Source organism: Lentzea chajnantorensis (assembly GCF_054300775.1).
This window is the reverse complement of sequence record NZ_JBSDZT010000002.1, coordinates 876,625-891,019: the sequence shown is the minus strand read 5'-3', so window position 1 is coordinate 891,019 and position 14,395 is coordinate 876,625. Positions and strand designations below refer to the sequence as shown.

12 protein-coding genes and 2 pseudogenes are annotated in these 14,395 nt (G+C 68.7%); 12 read left to right on the top strand and 2 right to left on the bottom strand.

Going from position 1 to position 14,395, the window contains the following annotated elements; all coding sequences use genetic code 11:
* Nucleotides 1–27: 27 nt before the first annotated feature.
* From ACVDFE_RS04950 to ACVDFE_RS04925, 6 genes are all read left to right on the top strand, one after another.
* Entirely contained in the window at nucleotides 28–1,707 is a 1,680-nt protein-coding gene (locus ACVDFE_RS04950) for an ABC transporter substrate-binding protein (protein ID WP_360396898.1), read from the top strand.
* 43 nt (nucleotides 1,708–1,750) lie between these two features.
* Entirely contained in the window at nucleotides 1,751–2,755 is a 1,005-nt protein-coding gene (locus tag ACVDFE_RS04945) for an ABC transporter permease (RefSeq protein WP_360396897.1), read from the top strand.
* Between the two features lie 4 nt (nucleotides 2,756–2,759).
* Nucleotides 2,760–3,683, top strand: coding sequence for an ABC transporter permease (locus ACVDFE_RS04940; protein ID WP_458429704.1), 924 nt, complete (start codon nucleotides 2,760–2,762; stop codon nucleotides 3,681–3,683).
* Between the two features lie 6 nt (nucleotides 3,684–3,689).
* Nucleotides 3,690–4,688 carry an ABC transporter ATP-binding protein gene (locus ACVDFE_RS04935; RefSeq protein WP_458429703.1) on the top strand — a complete coding sequence of 333 codons (999 nt, stop codon included), beginning with the start codon at nucleotides 3,690–3,692 and terminating at the stop codon, nucleotides 4,686–4,688.
* Nucleotides 4,685–5,791: an ABC transporter ATP-binding protein gene (locus ACVDFE_RS04930; RefSeq protein ID WP_458429702.1), complete on the top strand. Its 1,107-nt coding sequence runs from the start codon at nucleotides 4,685–4,687 to the stop codon at nucleotides 5,789–5,791. Before ACVDFE_RS04935 ends, ACVDFE_RS04930 begins: the two co-directional genes overlap by 4 nt.
* A gap of 177 nt (nucleotides 5,792–5,968) precedes the next feature.
* Complete coding sequence (locus ACVDFE_RS04925; protein WP_360385006.1) at nucleotides 5,969–6,550, top strand: TetR/AcrR family transcriptional regulator; 582 nt, start codon at nucleotides 5,969–5,971, stop codon at nucleotides 6,548–6,550.
* A gap of 20 nt (nucleotides 6,551–6,570) precedes the next feature.
* Here ACVDFE_RS04925 and ACVDFE_RS04920 read toward each other — a convergent pair.
* Nucleotides 6,571–6,993, bottom strand: a pseudogene (locus ACVDFE_RS04920) (DedA family protein); the annotation flags it as partial.
* A 91-nt stretch (nucleotides 6,994–7,084) separates the two neighbouring features.
* On the opposite strand from ACVDFE_RS04920, the gene ACVDFE_RS04915 reads away from it, so the two are divergent.
* From ACVDFE_RS04915 to ACVDFE_RS04900, 4 genes and pseudogenes are all read left to right on the top strand, one after another.
* The gene (locus ACVDFE_RS04915; protein ID WP_458429701.1) at nucleotides 7,085–7,780 is read left to right on the top strand and encodes a DUF4184 family protein; all 696 of its coding nucleotides are present in this window, start codon (nucleotides 7,085–7,087) and stop codon (nucleotides 7,778–7,780) included.
* A gap of 203 nt (nucleotides 7,781–7,983) precedes the next feature.
* Nucleotides 7,984–9,501 carry a discoidin domain-containing protein gene (locus tag ACVDFE_RS04910; protein ID WP_458429700.1) on the top strand — a complete coding sequence of 506 codons (1,518 nt, stop codon included), beginning with the start codon at nucleotides 7,984–7,986 and terminating at the stop codon, nucleotides 9,499–9,501.
* A gap of 29 nt (nucleotides 9,502–9,530) precedes the next feature.
* A pseudogene (locus ACVDFE_RS04905) lies at nucleotides 9,531–10,732 on the top strand (MFS transporter); the annotation flags it as partial.
* A 16-nt stretch (nucleotides 10,733–10,748) separates the two neighbouring features.
* The gene (locus tag ACVDFE_RS04900; RefSeq protein WP_458434477.1) at nucleotides 10,749–11,609 is read left to right on the top strand and encodes a hypothetical protein; all 861 of its coding nucleotides are present in this window, start codon (nucleotides 10,749–10,751) and stop codon (nucleotides 11,607–11,609) included.
* Here the strand turns inward: ACVDFE_RS04900 and leuA are convergent.
* Nucleotides 11,599–13,392: a 2-isopropylmalate synthase gene (gene leuA / locus ACVDFE_RS04895; protein WP_458429699.1), complete on the bottom strand. Its 1,794-nt coding sequence runs from the start codon at nucleotides 13,390–13,392 to the stop codon at nucleotides 11,599–11,601. The two genes, ACVDFE_RS04900 and leuA, sit on opposite strands and share 11 nt — an antisense overlap.
* Nucleotides 13,393–13,792: 400 nt before the next feature.
* Between leuA and ACVDFE_RS04890 the strand changes: the two genes are divergently transcribed.
* Complete coding sequence (locus tag ACVDFE_RS04890) at nucleotides 13,793–14,089, top strand: hypothetical protein (protein ID WP_360385018.1); 297 nt, start codon at nucleotides 13,793–13,795, stop codon at nucleotides 14,087–14,089.
* Nucleotides 14,090–14,107: 18 nt separating this feature from the next.
* Entirely contained in the window at nucleotides 14,108–14,395 is a 288-nt protein-coding gene (locus ACVDFE_RS04885; protein WP_360385020.1) for a hypothetical protein, read from the top strand.

Sequence of the window (14,395 nt, the reverse complement as noted above, 5' to 3'; positions counted from 1 at the left end):
ATGTGCGGATTGTCCAAGGGGTGTTTGATGGTCCACTCAGTAACGGCTCGCCGCCGTTGGGTAGCCGCGATCGGCTTCCTCAGCGTCAGCGCGCTGGCCCTGTCCGGTTGCGCGCAATCCCAGCGCGACTCAGGGGGCGGCGGCCAGCAGGGCGGCACGCTGACCTTCGGTGCCGCAGGCGCGCCGAAGCTGTTCGACCCGTTCTACGCGACCGACGGCGAGACCTTCCGGGTCGCCCGTCAGATGTACGAGGGTCTGGTCGGCTTCAAGCCCGGCACCGCCGAGGTCGAGCCCGCGCTCGCCGAGAAGTACGAGCCCTCCGCTGACGGCAAGACGTGGACGTTCACCCTCAAGGAGAACGTGAAGTTCCACGACGGCACCGCGTTCAACGCCGAGGCGGTCTGCTTCAACTTCGAGCGCTGGTACAACCAGAAGGGCGCCGGCCAGTCCGACGCCGTCTCCCAGTACTGGCTGGACAACTTCGGCGGGTTCAAGGGCACGCCGGACAAGCCCTCGCTGTACAAGTCCTGCACGGCCAAGGACGCCAAGACCGCGGTCATCGAGCTGAACGAGGTCACCTCGCAGTTCCCGTCGGTCCTCGGCTTCACGTCGTTCTCGATCTCCAGCCCCGACGCGCTGAAGAAGTACGACGCCGACAACGTCCAGGCCGCAGGTGACTCGTTCACCTACCCGGCCTACGCCACGGAGCACCCGACCGGCACGGGCCCGTTCAAGTTCAGCAAGTACGACAAGGCCAACAACACCGTCGAACTCGTCCGCAACGACGATTACCACGGCACCAAGGCCAAGCTGGACAAGATCGTCTTCAAGATCATCCCGGACGAGACCGCCCGCAAGCAGGCGCTCAAGGCCGGCGACATCGACGGCTACGACCTGCCGAACGCGGCGGACTGGGCCGGTCTGAAGACCGACGGCTTCAACGTGGCGATCCGCCCGGCGTTCAACGTGTTCTACCTGGGCATCAACCAGAAGAACAACCCGAAGCTCGCCGACCTCAAGGTCCGCCAGGCCCTGATGTACGCGATCAACCGCGAGCAGCTGGTCAAGTCGCAGCTGCCCGAGGGCGCCAAGGTCGCGACGCAGTTCATGCCGGACACGGTGAACGGCTACAACAAGTCGATCCCCGAGGTGAAGTACGACGTCGAGAAGGCGAAGGCGCTGCTCGCCGAGGCCGGTGCCACCGACCTGACCCTGAAGGCCTACTGGCCGTCCGAGGTCACCCGCCCGTACATGCCGTCCCCGAAGGACCTGTGGGGCGCCATCGCCGGCGACCTGCAGAAGGCCGGCATCAAGCTGGACGTCGTCACCAAGCCGTGGAACGGCGGCTACCTGACCGACGTCGACAACGGCATCCCGGACGTGTTCCTGCTCGGCTGGACCGGTGACAACGGCACCGCCCACAACTGGGTCGGCACGTTCTTCGGCCGCACCGACAACCGCTTCAACACCGGTGTGTCGGCGTGGGGCGCCTCGCTCGCCTCCGACCTCGCCAAGGCGAACTCCGAGCCGAACGAGGGCAACCGCACCAAGCTGTACGAAGAGGTCAACAAGAAGATCATGGAGGAGTACCTCCCCGCGATCCCGATCTCGTACTCCCCGCCCGCTCTGGTGTTCAAGTCGGACATCAAGGGTGTCGTCCCGAGCCCGTTGACCGACGAGAGGTTCGGTTCGGCCTCCAAGGGCTGAGTCGACCAGCTCCCACCACAAGAGAACAACGGGGTAGCTCACAGTGCTCCGCTACACCATTCGACGGCTGGTCCAGCTGGTCGGCGTGGTGCTGGTGCTCTCGCTGCTGCTCTTCGCGTGGCTGCGCGTACTCCCAGGAGGGCCGGTCTCGGCCCTCCTGGGAGACCGCTCCACACCGGAGAAGGCGGCGGAGCTCACCAAGCAGCTCGGCCTCGACCAACCGATTTTCGTGCAGTACTTCAAGTTCCTCGGTCGCGCGGCGACCGGCGACTTCGGCGTCTCCACCGGTGTCCAACCCGGTGACTCGGCGCTCGACATCTTCCTCCAGCGGTTCCCCGCCACGCTCGAACTGAGCTTCTTCGCGATCCTCATCGCGATCGCGGTCGGCGTCCCGCTCGGTTACCTCGCCGCGAAGCGCCGCGGCGGCTGGTTCGACAACCTCAGCGTCGTCGGCTCCCTCATCGGTGTCGCCGTTCCGGTGTTCTTCCTGGCCTACGTGCTCAAGGGCGTGGCGTCGTCCACGCTCGGCCTGCCGTCCAGCGGCCGCCAGGACGCCATCGACGCCACCCGCGTCACCGGCTTCTTCACCCTCGACGGAATCCTCACCGGCGAGTGGGACGCGACGTTCAACGCGCTGGAACACCTGATCCTGCCGGCCGTCGCGCTGGCGACGATCCCGTTCGCGGTGATCTTCCGGATCACCCGCGCCGCCGTCCTCGACGTGCTCGACGAGGACTTCGTGCGCACGGCCGAGTCGAAGGGCCTCACCGCTCCGGTGATCCGCCGCCGGCACGTGCTGCGCAACGCGATGCTGCCGGTCGTCACCACGATCGGCCTGCAGACCGGTGCGCTGCTGTCGGGTGCGGTGCTCACCGAGAAGGTGTTCTCGTTCCCCGGTGTCGGCGAGGCGCTCGCCATCGGGTTCGAACGGCGCGACTACCCGGTGCTGCTGCTGTTGATCATCATGGCCACGAGCGTCTACGTCGTGGTCAACCTGCTGGTCGACCTCTCGTACGCGCTCATCGACCCGCGCATCAGGACGAGGTGAGACCGTGGCACTGGGAGTGACCAAGAAGGAAAAGATCGACGGTCTCGCGGAGAGCGCGGGCACCTCGCTCGCCGCCAGCGCGTGGAAGAGGCTGCGCCGCAGCCCGGTGTTCCTCACCGGCGCGGTGATCATCGGCATCTTCATCGCGGTGTCGCTGCTCTCGCCGTGGCTCGCGCCGCACAACCCGGCCGACCCGATGCTGATCGACCAGGTCGTCAAGGCGCGCAACGAGATCCCGCCCGCCCAGCCGGGCCACCCGCTCGGCGGCGACCTGCAGGGCCGCGACTTCCTGTCGCGCCTGCTGATCGGCTCGCAGCAGACGCTGATCGTCGGCATCGGCGCGACGGTCATCGGCCTGACCGGCGGCCTGATCCTGGGCACGCTCGCGGGCGCGCTCGGCGGCTGGGTCGACTCGCTCGTCATGCGCGTCGTCGACGTCATGCTGTCCCTGCCGTCGCTGCTGCTCGCGTTCTCCATCGCGGCGATGTTCGCGCGGCCCAGCCAGTTCACCGTGATCCTCGCGGTCGCGATCGTGCAGATCCCGGTGTTCGCCCGGTTGCTGCGCGGTTCGATGCTGGCGCAACGGCACAGCGACCACGTGCTCGCGGCGACGGCGCTGGGCGTGAAGAAGGGCGCGATCGTGTTCCGGCACATGCTGCCGAACTCGCTCGGTCCCGTGATCGTGCAGTCCACGCTCGTGCTGGCCACCGCGATCATCGAGGCGGCGGCGCTGTCGTTCCTCGGCCTCGGCAACCCGGACGACCGGGTGCCGGAGTGGGGCCAGATGCTCGGCGACGTGCAGAAGGTGTTCGACACCCACCCGCACCTCGCCGCGTGGCCCGCGGTCTGCATCATCATCGTCGCGCTCGGTTTCACCCTCATGGGCGAGACGCTGCGCGAAGCCCTCGACCCGAAGAACAGGCGGTGAGTCGTCGTGGCACTGCTCGAAGTTCGTGACCTCTCCGTCGTGTTCCAGCGCAAGGGCGAACAGCCGTTCACCGCGGTCGACGGCGTCAGCTTCGACGTCGAACCCGGTCAGACGGTCGGGCTCGTCGGCGAGTCGGGCTGCGGCAAGTCGGTGACCTCGCTGGCGATCATGAGACTGCTGCCCAAGCGCGGCGCCAAGATCACCGGTTCGGTGCACTACGACGGCACCGACCTGCTCAAGCTCTCCGACAGGGAGATGCGCGACCGCCGCGGCCGCGACCTCGGCATGGTCTTCCAGGACCCGCTGTCGTCGCTCAACCCCGTCGTCCCGATCGGCCTGCAGGTCACCGAGGTGCTCGAACGGCACCGCGGCCTGGCCCGCAAGGAAGCGATGATCGAGGCGAAGGACCTGCTGGACAAGGTCGGCATCCCGGACCCGAACCGGCGGCTCAAGGAGTACCCGCACCAGCTCTCCGGCGGCATGCGGCAGCGCGCGCTCATCGCGATCGCGCTGGCGTGCCGGCCGAAGCTGCTGATCGCGGACGAGCCGACGACGGCGCTGGACGTGACCATCCAGGCCCAGATCCTCACGCTGATGAAGGAACTGGTGCAGGACCTCGGCACCGCGCTCGTGATGATCACCCACGACCTGGGTGTCGTCGCCGGCCTGTGCGACGAGGTCAACGTGCTGTACGGCGGCAAGGTGGTCGAGAAGGCCATGCGGCACAAGCTCTTCTCCGAGCCGCGCCACCCGTACACGCACGGCCTGCTGGCGTCGATCCCGCGGCTCGACGCCCCGCGCGGCGAGAAGCTGACGCCGATCAGGGGCTCGGTCGCCGACAACATCCCGTGGACGAGCGCCTGCGCGTTCGCCCCCCGGTGCCCGAACGCGCTCGACGTCTGCCGTGCGGAGACGCCCGCGGAGGTCGACAAGCTCGGTCGCCTGCTCCGCTGCCACAACCCGGTGGTCCCGGGCACCCCGGCCGCCGAGGAGGTGTCGGTATGAGCGAGACCCTGGTGTCCGTGCAGGACATGAAGGTGCACTTCCCGATCAAGCGCGGTGTCTTCTTCGACCGCACGGTCGGCCACGTCTACGCCGTCGACGGCGTGGACCTGGAGATCCGGCGCGGCGAAACCTACGGCCTGGTCGGCGAGTCCGGCTGCGGCAAGTCCACCCTCGGGCGGGCGATGCTGCGGCTGAACGAGCCGACCGCGGGCAAGATGGTCTTCGACGGACAGGACTTCTCGGCCCTCAAGGGCGAGGAGCTGCGCAAGATGCGGCGCCGGATCCAGATGGTGTTCCAGGACCCGCTGTCCTCGCTCGACCCGCGCCAGTCCGTGGAGTCGATCCTGGTCGAGGGCCTGCGGGCGCACGGCCTGGACAAGGGCAAGGAGGAGACCGCCAAGCGCTTGCGCGAGCTGCTCACCGCGGTCGGCCTGCCGACGTCGGCCCTGCGCAAGTACCCGCACGAGTTCTCCGGCGGTCAGCGGCAGCGCATCGGCATCGCGCGGGCGCTGGCACTGGAGCCGGACCTGATCGTCGCCGACGAGCCGGTGTCCGCGCTGGACGTGTCGGTGCAGGCGCAGGTCGTGAACCTCCTGGAGGACCTGCAGGAGCAGTTCGGCCTGACCTACCTGGTGATCGCGCACGACCTGGCGGTCGTGAAGCACATCTCCGACCGGGTCGGCGTGATGTACCTCGGCGGGCTGGTCGAGGAGGCCGACTCCGAGGACCTCTACGCCGAGCCGCTGCACCCGTACACGCGGGCGCTGCTGTCGGCGATCCCGGTGCCCGACCCGGTGGTCGAGGACCGGCGTGAACGGATCCTGCTCGCGGGTGACCTCCCGTCGCCCGCGAACCCGCCCACCGGCTGCCGGTTCCACACCCGGTGCCCGTGGCGGCAGCAGACCCGCTGCGACACCGAACGCCCGGTGCTGCGCGAGCTCAAGCCCGGTCACAAGGTCGCGTGCCACTGGGCCGAGCAGATCCGCTCCGGCGAGATCCAGCCGCACGAGGTGAAGCCGGTCCTGGTCGAGGAGGGCGACGGCCTCTCCCCGGACGTCCCCCTGGTCGGACCGGCCTCCGTCACAGAGGCGCTCAACCCGTAGCTCCGATGTCACGCGGGGGCCCCGCGTTCCCTTCCGGGGAACGCGGGGCCCCCGCGTGCCGTTTCAAGGGGCACGCGGGGACCTTTCGTGCTCCAGGAGAGTACGAAAGCTCCCCGCGTGCACTCGTTTCGAGGGGAGCGCGGGTGGGGCTTGAGGGGGGTCCGCTGTCGTGGGCGGATGGACAGTCGTGCGGCGATCCTGCTGAGGGCGGCGGAGATCGCGTCCGTCGACGGGCTCGAAGGAGTCACGATCGGGCGGCTCGCGGTCGAGCTCGGCATGAGCAAGAGCGGGGTGTTCTCGCACTTCGGCTCCAAGGAGGAGCTGCAGCTCGCGACCGTGCACACGGCGTCGGAGATCTTCGCGCACGAGGTCGTGGTCGCCGGCGGCTCGGTCCTCGACCTGTGCGGGCGCTGGCTCGACTACTCGAAGCGGCGCGTCTTCCCCGGCGGCTGCTTCTTCGTGGTCACGCGCTCGGAGTTCGCGGCCAGACCCGGCCGCGTGCGCGACGCGCTGATGCTGTTCCACCTGCGCTGGGTGTCACTGCTGGAACGGCTGTGCGGTGACGCGCAGCTGGCGTTCGAGGTCGACGCGCTGCTGACGGCCGCCGACCGGTTCGCGGTGCTCTACGACGACGCCTCGGCGTACGAGAGGGTGCGGTTGGCGTTGCGCGCACGCCACACCATGCCGATCGGCACGGAGATCAGCATCGCGACGCCCAGGGACAGCAGCATCGCGAGCCAGGCCTCATCGATGATCTGACCGCCGATGTAGCCCACGGTGGCGGGGTAGAGGCTCCACACCACGGACCCGACGGTCGCGACCGGCAGGAAGCGCCGCAGCGGCCACTTCAGGGCCCCGGCGAGCATCGCGCCGACGATGCCGCCCGCCGGCAGGAACCGCGCCACGACCAGGATCGTCTCGCCCCTGGTCGCCAGCTGGTCGGCGGTCCACACCACCATCGCCCGCGCCTTGGCGTTCTTGTTCACCTTGTCGAGGGCCCTCATGCCCATCCGGCGGCCTGCGGTAAAGTTGATCATGTCGCTGGCCAGGCAGCCCGCGGCGGCCACGGCGATCACCAGGTACAGCGGAACCTCACCGGACGCGGCCAGGACACCGGCGCCGATGAGCACGGCCTCCGTCGGTGCCAGCGGCACGACGGCGACCAGGAACAGCACGACGAGACTGGCGGCTGCGGTGCTCATGATCTGTGAACGTACGTGACGCGGCTGAACAATCCCGACCTGGGTGTTTCTTCAGCCCGCCCACAGGGTGGAAGTCGATCTACACTCTCGCGTGCCCTTCACCCTCGCCCATCCCGCCGCCGTCCTGCCGTTGCGCCGGTTCCTGTGGTTCCCGGGGCTGGTGGCGGGGGCGGTCGCGCCCGACCTGGGCTACTACCTGCCGGTGCTGCCGACGCACGACGTCCCGGGCGGCTCGCTGGCGGCGGTGGTGTTGCTGCTGGTCGGGCGGTTGCTGCTGCCGTCGGTGCTGGCGTTGTCGCCGGAGCTCGTGCGCACGAGGGTGCCGCACCCCGGCCCGTTGCGCCGGCCACTGCGGTGCGGGCTTTCCGTGGTGGCCGGTGTGCTGACGCACCTGGTGTGGGACGCGGTCACGCAGACCGACGGGTGGTTCGTGCAGCGGTGGGACTGGTTGACCACGTCGGTCGTCGGCCCCCATCGGCTCTACAACGTGATCGGCTACATGTCCTCCGCAGGGGGCATGCTGCTGTTGGGCTGGATGGCGGCACGGTGTCCGAAGGGGCATGACTGGCGGGCATGGTCCGGGATTTCCCGGTCCATGTTCCGGGCGCTGATCGCCGTCGCAGTCGTGGTCGGCGCGGTCTGGTCGTTGTCCGATCCGGTCAGCCAGGTCAGCGCATATGACTGGGTGCGCGCGCTGCTGGTGGGCGGTATGCAGGGGCTGGGCGCCGGTCTGCTGCTCAACGCCGTGGCGTGGCGGTTCGCCGAGTCATCGCATGACAGGCGATGACTGCTCGGTTCCGCCGGTGAAGCGCTGATCTGTCACGCGTTCATCCGGCACTTCTGCCGTTGACCTGTGTCTTCGAGCACGTCTAACCTCCGACCTTAATAGGAAAGCTTGTTTACCAATCCTTCGCCGCCACCCTTGCCCAGGAGGACGAAGTGATCAGAAAGCACACCAGAACAGGTGTCGCCGTCGCAGTGTTGGCGCTGGTGATTCCGCCTCTGGCGGCATCAGGACCGGCGCAGGCGGCCGACTCGCTGCTCTCGGCGAACAAACCCACCACCACCTCCTCCACCGAGGCCGAGACCTTCGGCGGAGCCAACGCCGTCGACGGAATTCCCACCACCCGGTGGGCGAGCCTCGAAGGCGTCGACCCGCAGTGGGTCGCCGTCGACCTGGGTGGCGCCGCCACCATCTCCAAGGTCAAGCTCACCTGGGAGGCCGCGTACGCCTCCGAGTACAAGATCCAGACGTCGAGCGACGGCTCGTCGTGGAGCACCAAGAAGACCCTGACCGGGCAGAACGGCGGCGTCGACGAGACGGCGCTGAGCGCGTCCGGCCGGTACGTGCGGATCTACGGCACGAAACGCGGCACGGCCTACGGCTACTCGCTGTTCGAGCTCGAGGTCTACGGCAGCTCGGCGAACGGCGACGTGACCGCGCCGACCGCGCCGTCCGGGCTGACCAGCACCGGCACCACGTCCAGCTCGGTCGGCCTGCAGTGGACCGCGGCGACCGACAACGTCGGTGTGACCGGCTACGAGGTGCTGCGCAACGGCAGCGTCGTCGGCACGCCCACCGGCACCACGTTCACCGACACCGGGCTGGCCTCCGGCACGGCGTTCACCTACACCGTCAAGGCGCGCGACGCCGCCGGCAACCTCAGTGCCGCGAGCAACGCGGTGCAGGCGACCACCCGGCCGCCGGCACCCGGCGACACCATCACGGTCGTCGCCGCCGGTGACATCGCGTCGCTGACGAACACCGAGCACTACGAGACCGCGAAGCTCATCGACCAGATCAAGCCGAACCACATCCTCACGGTCGGCGACAACCAGTACGACAGCGGCACGCTCACCGAGTTCCGCAACCACTACGACAAGTCGTGGGGCCGCTACAAGAGCATCACCCACCCGGCGACCGGCAACCACGAGTGGGAGGACAACCTCAACGGTTACAAGTCGTACTTCGGCGCTCAGGCCTACCCGGCCGGCAAGCCGTACTACAGCTGGGAGGCCGGCGACTTCCACTTCGTGTCGTTCGACTCCCAGAAGATCTACGACACCGGTGCCGACTCGACGCAGCTCGACTGGCTGAAGGCCGACCTCGCCGCGAACACCAAGGCGTGCGTCGTCGGGTACTGGCACCACCCGCGGTTCAACTCCGGCGAGTACGGTGACAAGTCCAAGATGTCGGCGCTGTGGAACGTCTTCGCCGACGCCAAGGCCGACCTGGTGCTCAGCGGGCACGACCACCACTACGAGCGGTTGAAGCCGCTCAACAAGAGCGGTGCGGTCGACGAGGCCAACGGCCTGCGCTCGGCGATCATCGGCATCGGCGGCGACTACCTGTACGACGCGGTCAAGCCGCGCACCGGGGTCGAGAAGTGGTTCGCCGACACCCACGGCGTCGTGAAGTTCACCCTGTCCGGTCGCTCCTACTCGTGGGAGGTCATCGACACGGCGGGCCGGGTGCGCGACAAGGCCGGTCCCTTCACCTGTCGCTAGTCGCACCTGGCTGTTGATCGGAGGCCGTCGTGTACATCGCAACCGCAAGACAAGCCCCGGCTTCGGGCGGCACCGGCAGGATCGCGGGGAACGTCCTCGCGCTGGGCGCGGTGTCCCTGCTCACGGACGTCTCGTCCGAGATGGTCACCGCGATCCTGCCGCTCTACCTCGTGCTGGGACTGGGGTTCTCCCCGCTGCAGTTCGGTGTGCTCGACGGCATCTACACCGGTGTGACCGCACTGGTGCGCGTCGTCGGCGGTCATGCGGCTGACCGCTGGCAACGCCGCAAGTTCGTCGCGGGCCTCGGCTACGGGATCTCGGCGCTGGGCAAGCTCGGCCTGCTCGCCGCCGGGACCTCGGCCACCGCGATGGGGCTCGTGCTCGCCGGTGACCGCACCGGCAAGGGCCTGCGCACCGCGCCGCGGGACGCGCTGATCACGTTGAGCAGCGAGCCCTCGGCGCTCGGCCGCGCCTTCGGCGTCCACCGCGCCATGGACACCGTCGGCGCGTTCCTCGGCCCGCTGGTCGCGTTCTGCCTGCTGTGGACGCTGCCCGCGCGCTACGACGTGGTGTTCGTCGTCAGCTTCTGCTTCGCCGCACTGGGTTTCCTGGTGCTCGTGCTCTTCGTCCGCGACCACCGCGACGTGCTGCCCCGCTTGGCGGTGTCGCTGCGGAACGCCTTCGGGCTGTTGCGGTCCAGGCCGTTCCGGCGGGTCTGCCTGGTCGCGTGCGGGCTCGGGTTCCTGACGCTCGGCGACGGTTTCGTCTACCTGTTGCTGCAGAAGAAGCTCGACGTCGAGCTCGCCTACATCGCGTTGCTGCCCCTCGGCACGGCCGGCGTGTACCTGCTCGCCGCCGTGCCACTGGGGTCGCTGGCCGACCGGGTCGGGCGGTGGCGGATCTTCCTCGCCGGCCACCTCGCCCTGCTCGGTGCGTACGCGCTGCTCGCGGGCACGTCCGGGATCACCCTGCTGGTCGGCGTCCTGCTGCTGCACGGGGTGTTCTACGCGTGCACGGACGGGGTGCTGATGGCCGTCGCCGGGCCGATGGTCCCCGACGAGCTGCGCACCTCCGGTCTGGCCCTCCTGCAGACCGGCCAGGTCCTCGCCCGTGCCGCCTCCTCCGTCCTCTTCGGTGCACTGTGGACGTGGTTCGCTTGAAAAGGGTTCTGATCGTCATCGCCGCCGTGGTCGTGCTCGGCGCCGGCGCCACCGCCTACGCCCTGCGCACTCCCGGCGAGATCTCCGTTGCCGTGGAACGGGGTCCGGTCGAAGCTCTCGTCCGGCCGGCTGCTGTTCGTGGACGAGGCGAGCGGCAAGGTGGCGTCCGTGCCGCTGACCGACCCGTCCGGTCCACGACGGGTCAGCTCGTTGTCCTGCAAGCGCTTCTACACCTCCGGCGGCCGGGGGCTGTGCCTCGCGGACGCCGCGGGCCCGTTGCCCGGTGCGACCGCGGTGTTCGTCGACCGCGGCCTGACCGAGCGCCGGCGCGTGGAGGTCGACGGCGTGCCCAACCGCGCCAAGCTGTCCGCGGACGGGCGGATGGCGTCGTGGACGACGTTCGTCACCGGCGACTCGTACGCGCAGGCCGGCACGTTCTCCACCCGCACCGCGATCTTCGACCAGGAGACCGAGGTGTACGCCAGCAACGTCGAGGGCACGAGCGTCGCCGGCATGAAGACGACCAACGACATGAACTGGTGGGGCGTCACGTTCGCCACCGACGACCGCACCTACTTCGCCACGATGAGCACCGCCGGCAAGACCTACCTGGTGCGCGGCGACTCGACCGACGAGTCCGCGACAACGCTGCGGGAGAACGCGGAATGCCCGTCGCTGTCACCGGACGGCAAGAAGGTGGCGTTCAAGAAGCGCGTGCCCGGCGACGGCGCGCGACCGTGGCGCCAGCACGTGCTCGACCTGACCACGATGGTGGAGACACCGCTGGCCGAGACCCGCGGGATCGACGACCAGGTCGTGTGGCTCGACGACGACACCATCGCCTACGGCCTGCCCGGCGAGGGCATCTGGGCCGTGCCGGCGAACGGGGAGGGCGCGCCGCGGCAGCTGGTGCCGCACGCGTCCTCCCCGTCCGTCGCTACCGGTTAGCGCGGTTGACGGCGCTGACGATCGCGCGGAACGACGCCGCCACCGTCGACGAGTCGATGCCCACGCCCCACAGTACGCGGTCGCCCACGGCACACTCCACGTAGGCGGCCGCGCGGGCGTCGTCACCGGCGGACAGCGCGTGCTCGGCGTAGTCCATGACCCGCACGTCGTACCCGATGGACGCGAGCGCGTCGACGAACGCGGCGATCGGGCCGTTGCCGGCCCCGGTGATCTCGTGCTCCTCGCCGTCGATCAGCAGCACGGCGGTGATCTCCTCGCGCCCGCTGCCGTCCGACGACGCCCGGTGCCGCAGCAGGTGCAGCGGGACCTTGCCGTGCAGGTACTCCTCCGCGAAGGCGTCCCACATCTCCTTCGGGCCGATCTCGCCGCCCTGCGTGTCGGTGACCTCCTGGATCACCCGCGAGAACTCGATCTGCAGCCGGCGCGGCAGGTCCAGGTGGTGCTCCTGCTTCATCAGGTACGCCACACCGCCCTTGCCGGACTGCGAGTTGACCCGGATGACGGCCTCGTAGTTGCGGCCCACGTCCTTCGGGTCGATCGGCAGGTACGGGACCTCCCACGGGTACTCGTCGACGTGCTGGCCCGCGTCCTTCGCGTCGGCCTCCAGCGCCTCCAGGCCCTTCTTGATGGCGTCCTGGTGCGAGCCGGAGAACGCGGTGAACACCAGGTCACCGCCGTACGGGTGCCGCTCGGCCACCGGCAGCTGGTTGCAGTACTCGACGGTCCTGCGGACCTCGTCGATGTCGCTGAAGTCGAGCTGCGGGTCGATGCCCTGGCTGAACATGTTCATCGCCAGCGTCACCAGGCACACGTTGCCGGTCCGCTCGCCGTTGCCGAACAGGCAGCCCTCGATCCGGTCAGCACCGGCCAGGTATCCCAGCTCCGCCGCGGCGACGCCGGTGCCGCGGTCGTTGTGCGGGTGCAGGCTCAGGATGATCGAGTCGCGGCTGTCCAGGTTGCGCGACATCCACTCGATGCTGTCCGCGTAGACGTTCGGCGTGGCCATCTCGACGGTGGCGGGCAGGTTGATGATCAGCGGCCGCTCCGGCGTCGGCTGGATGACCGCGGTGACCGCGTTGCAGACCTCGAGCGCGTAGGACAGCTCGGTGCCGGTGTAGGACTCGGGCGAGTACTCGTAGCGGAACTCGGTCTCCGGGTAGCCCGCCTCCTGCGCCTTCGCGAACTTCGCGGCGTCCACGGCGATCTTCTTGATGCCCTCGCGGTCGCTGCGGAACACCACCCGCCGCTGCAGGATCGACGTCGAGTTGTAGAAGTGCACGATCGCCTTGCGAGCCCCGCGCAGCGACTCGAACGTCCGCGCGATCAGCTCCTCGCGGCACTGCGTCAGCACCTGGATCGTCACGTCGTCCGGCACCGCGCCGTCCTCGATGATCTCCCGGACGAAGTCGAAGTCGGTCTGGCTGGCCGCCGGGAACCCGACCTCGATCTCCTTGAAGCCCATCCGCACCAGCAGGTCGAACATCTTCCGCTTGCGCGCGGGCGACATGGGGTCGATCAGCGCCTGGTTGCCGTCGCGCAGGTCGACCGCGCACCACAGCGGCGCCTTCTCGACGCGCTTGGCCGGCCAGGTGCGGTCGGGTACGTCGACGACCTCCACCACCTCGTGGAACGGGCGGTAGCGGTGGAACGGCATGCTGCTGCCCAGCTGCGGGTTCCAGGGGGGCTGCGTCGACGGGGCCGGGCGCGCGGGCTGGCGGATGCGGCTCGAACCGGAGGTGTACGCGTCAGGTGAGGCAGACATTTCGGGGTAGCTCCTGCTGGTCGTGAATCAGACGACCGGCGGCAACGCTGAGTCCCGCGACGGGGGGCCGGTCTGGATCAGACCCCGTCACGGCAGCGAAGCAGGAGGGAACGCCACACGCCGAACAGAGTAGCCATAGGGGAGGGGGAGATGGAACTCGACGACCGGATCGTGGGACGTGGCTGTTCGGCGCGGCGTACTTCCAGCCTGGCGAGGCGGCTGTTCCCGGGGCTCCGGCTCGACCAAAGCCCGCGCCGGTCGGCCCGTGCGTCCGTCCAGCTCAGCGCAATGACCCTGTCGGTGCAAGCGAGTACGGTCGAACGCAGGGGCGCCGAAAACAAAGGGGACCCCTGCGCAAGCCTGCGGTTTGAAGCAACACAAACCCGGGAAGTTTTCAGGTATGTCCAGATTACGTACGACTAGTGGCCGCGGCACGGCTTCACGCGTGATCAGCGGCATCGGTGCGGTCTTCGCGATCATCGAGGTCCTGTACATCCTCATGATCGTGCTCGGCGCGAACCAGGCCAACGCGTTCTTCCGGTTTGTCGGCTCCCTCGCGGAACCGCTCGCCCTGTTCTTCCCCGGTCTGTTCGCCACGGGCAACTACAACGTCGATGTCCTGCTCAACTACGGACTCGCCGCCGTGTTCTGGCTGGTCGTCACCGGCCTGCTCGCCCGCGCGGTGTCACGCTACTGAAGAGTAGATTCCTGACCCATGCGTACGCGCGTGGTCGGAATCGTCGCAGGGATCTTGAGCTGGGTCGGCCTCGCGCTGGCGGTGGTGCTCGTCGTTCACGTCGTGCTCACCGTCGGCGGGGCCAACCCGGAAAATCCCATCACCAGCACCGTCAAGGCGATTGCCGAGCCGGTGTCCTTGGCGTTCAGGAACCTGTTCGAGCCGAGCGATGCGAAGCTGCGGACCATCGTCAACTTCGGGTTGGCGGCGATCTTCTGGCTGGCCGTTCGAGCGATCGTCCTCAAACTCGTGAGGCGTCTCGGCTAG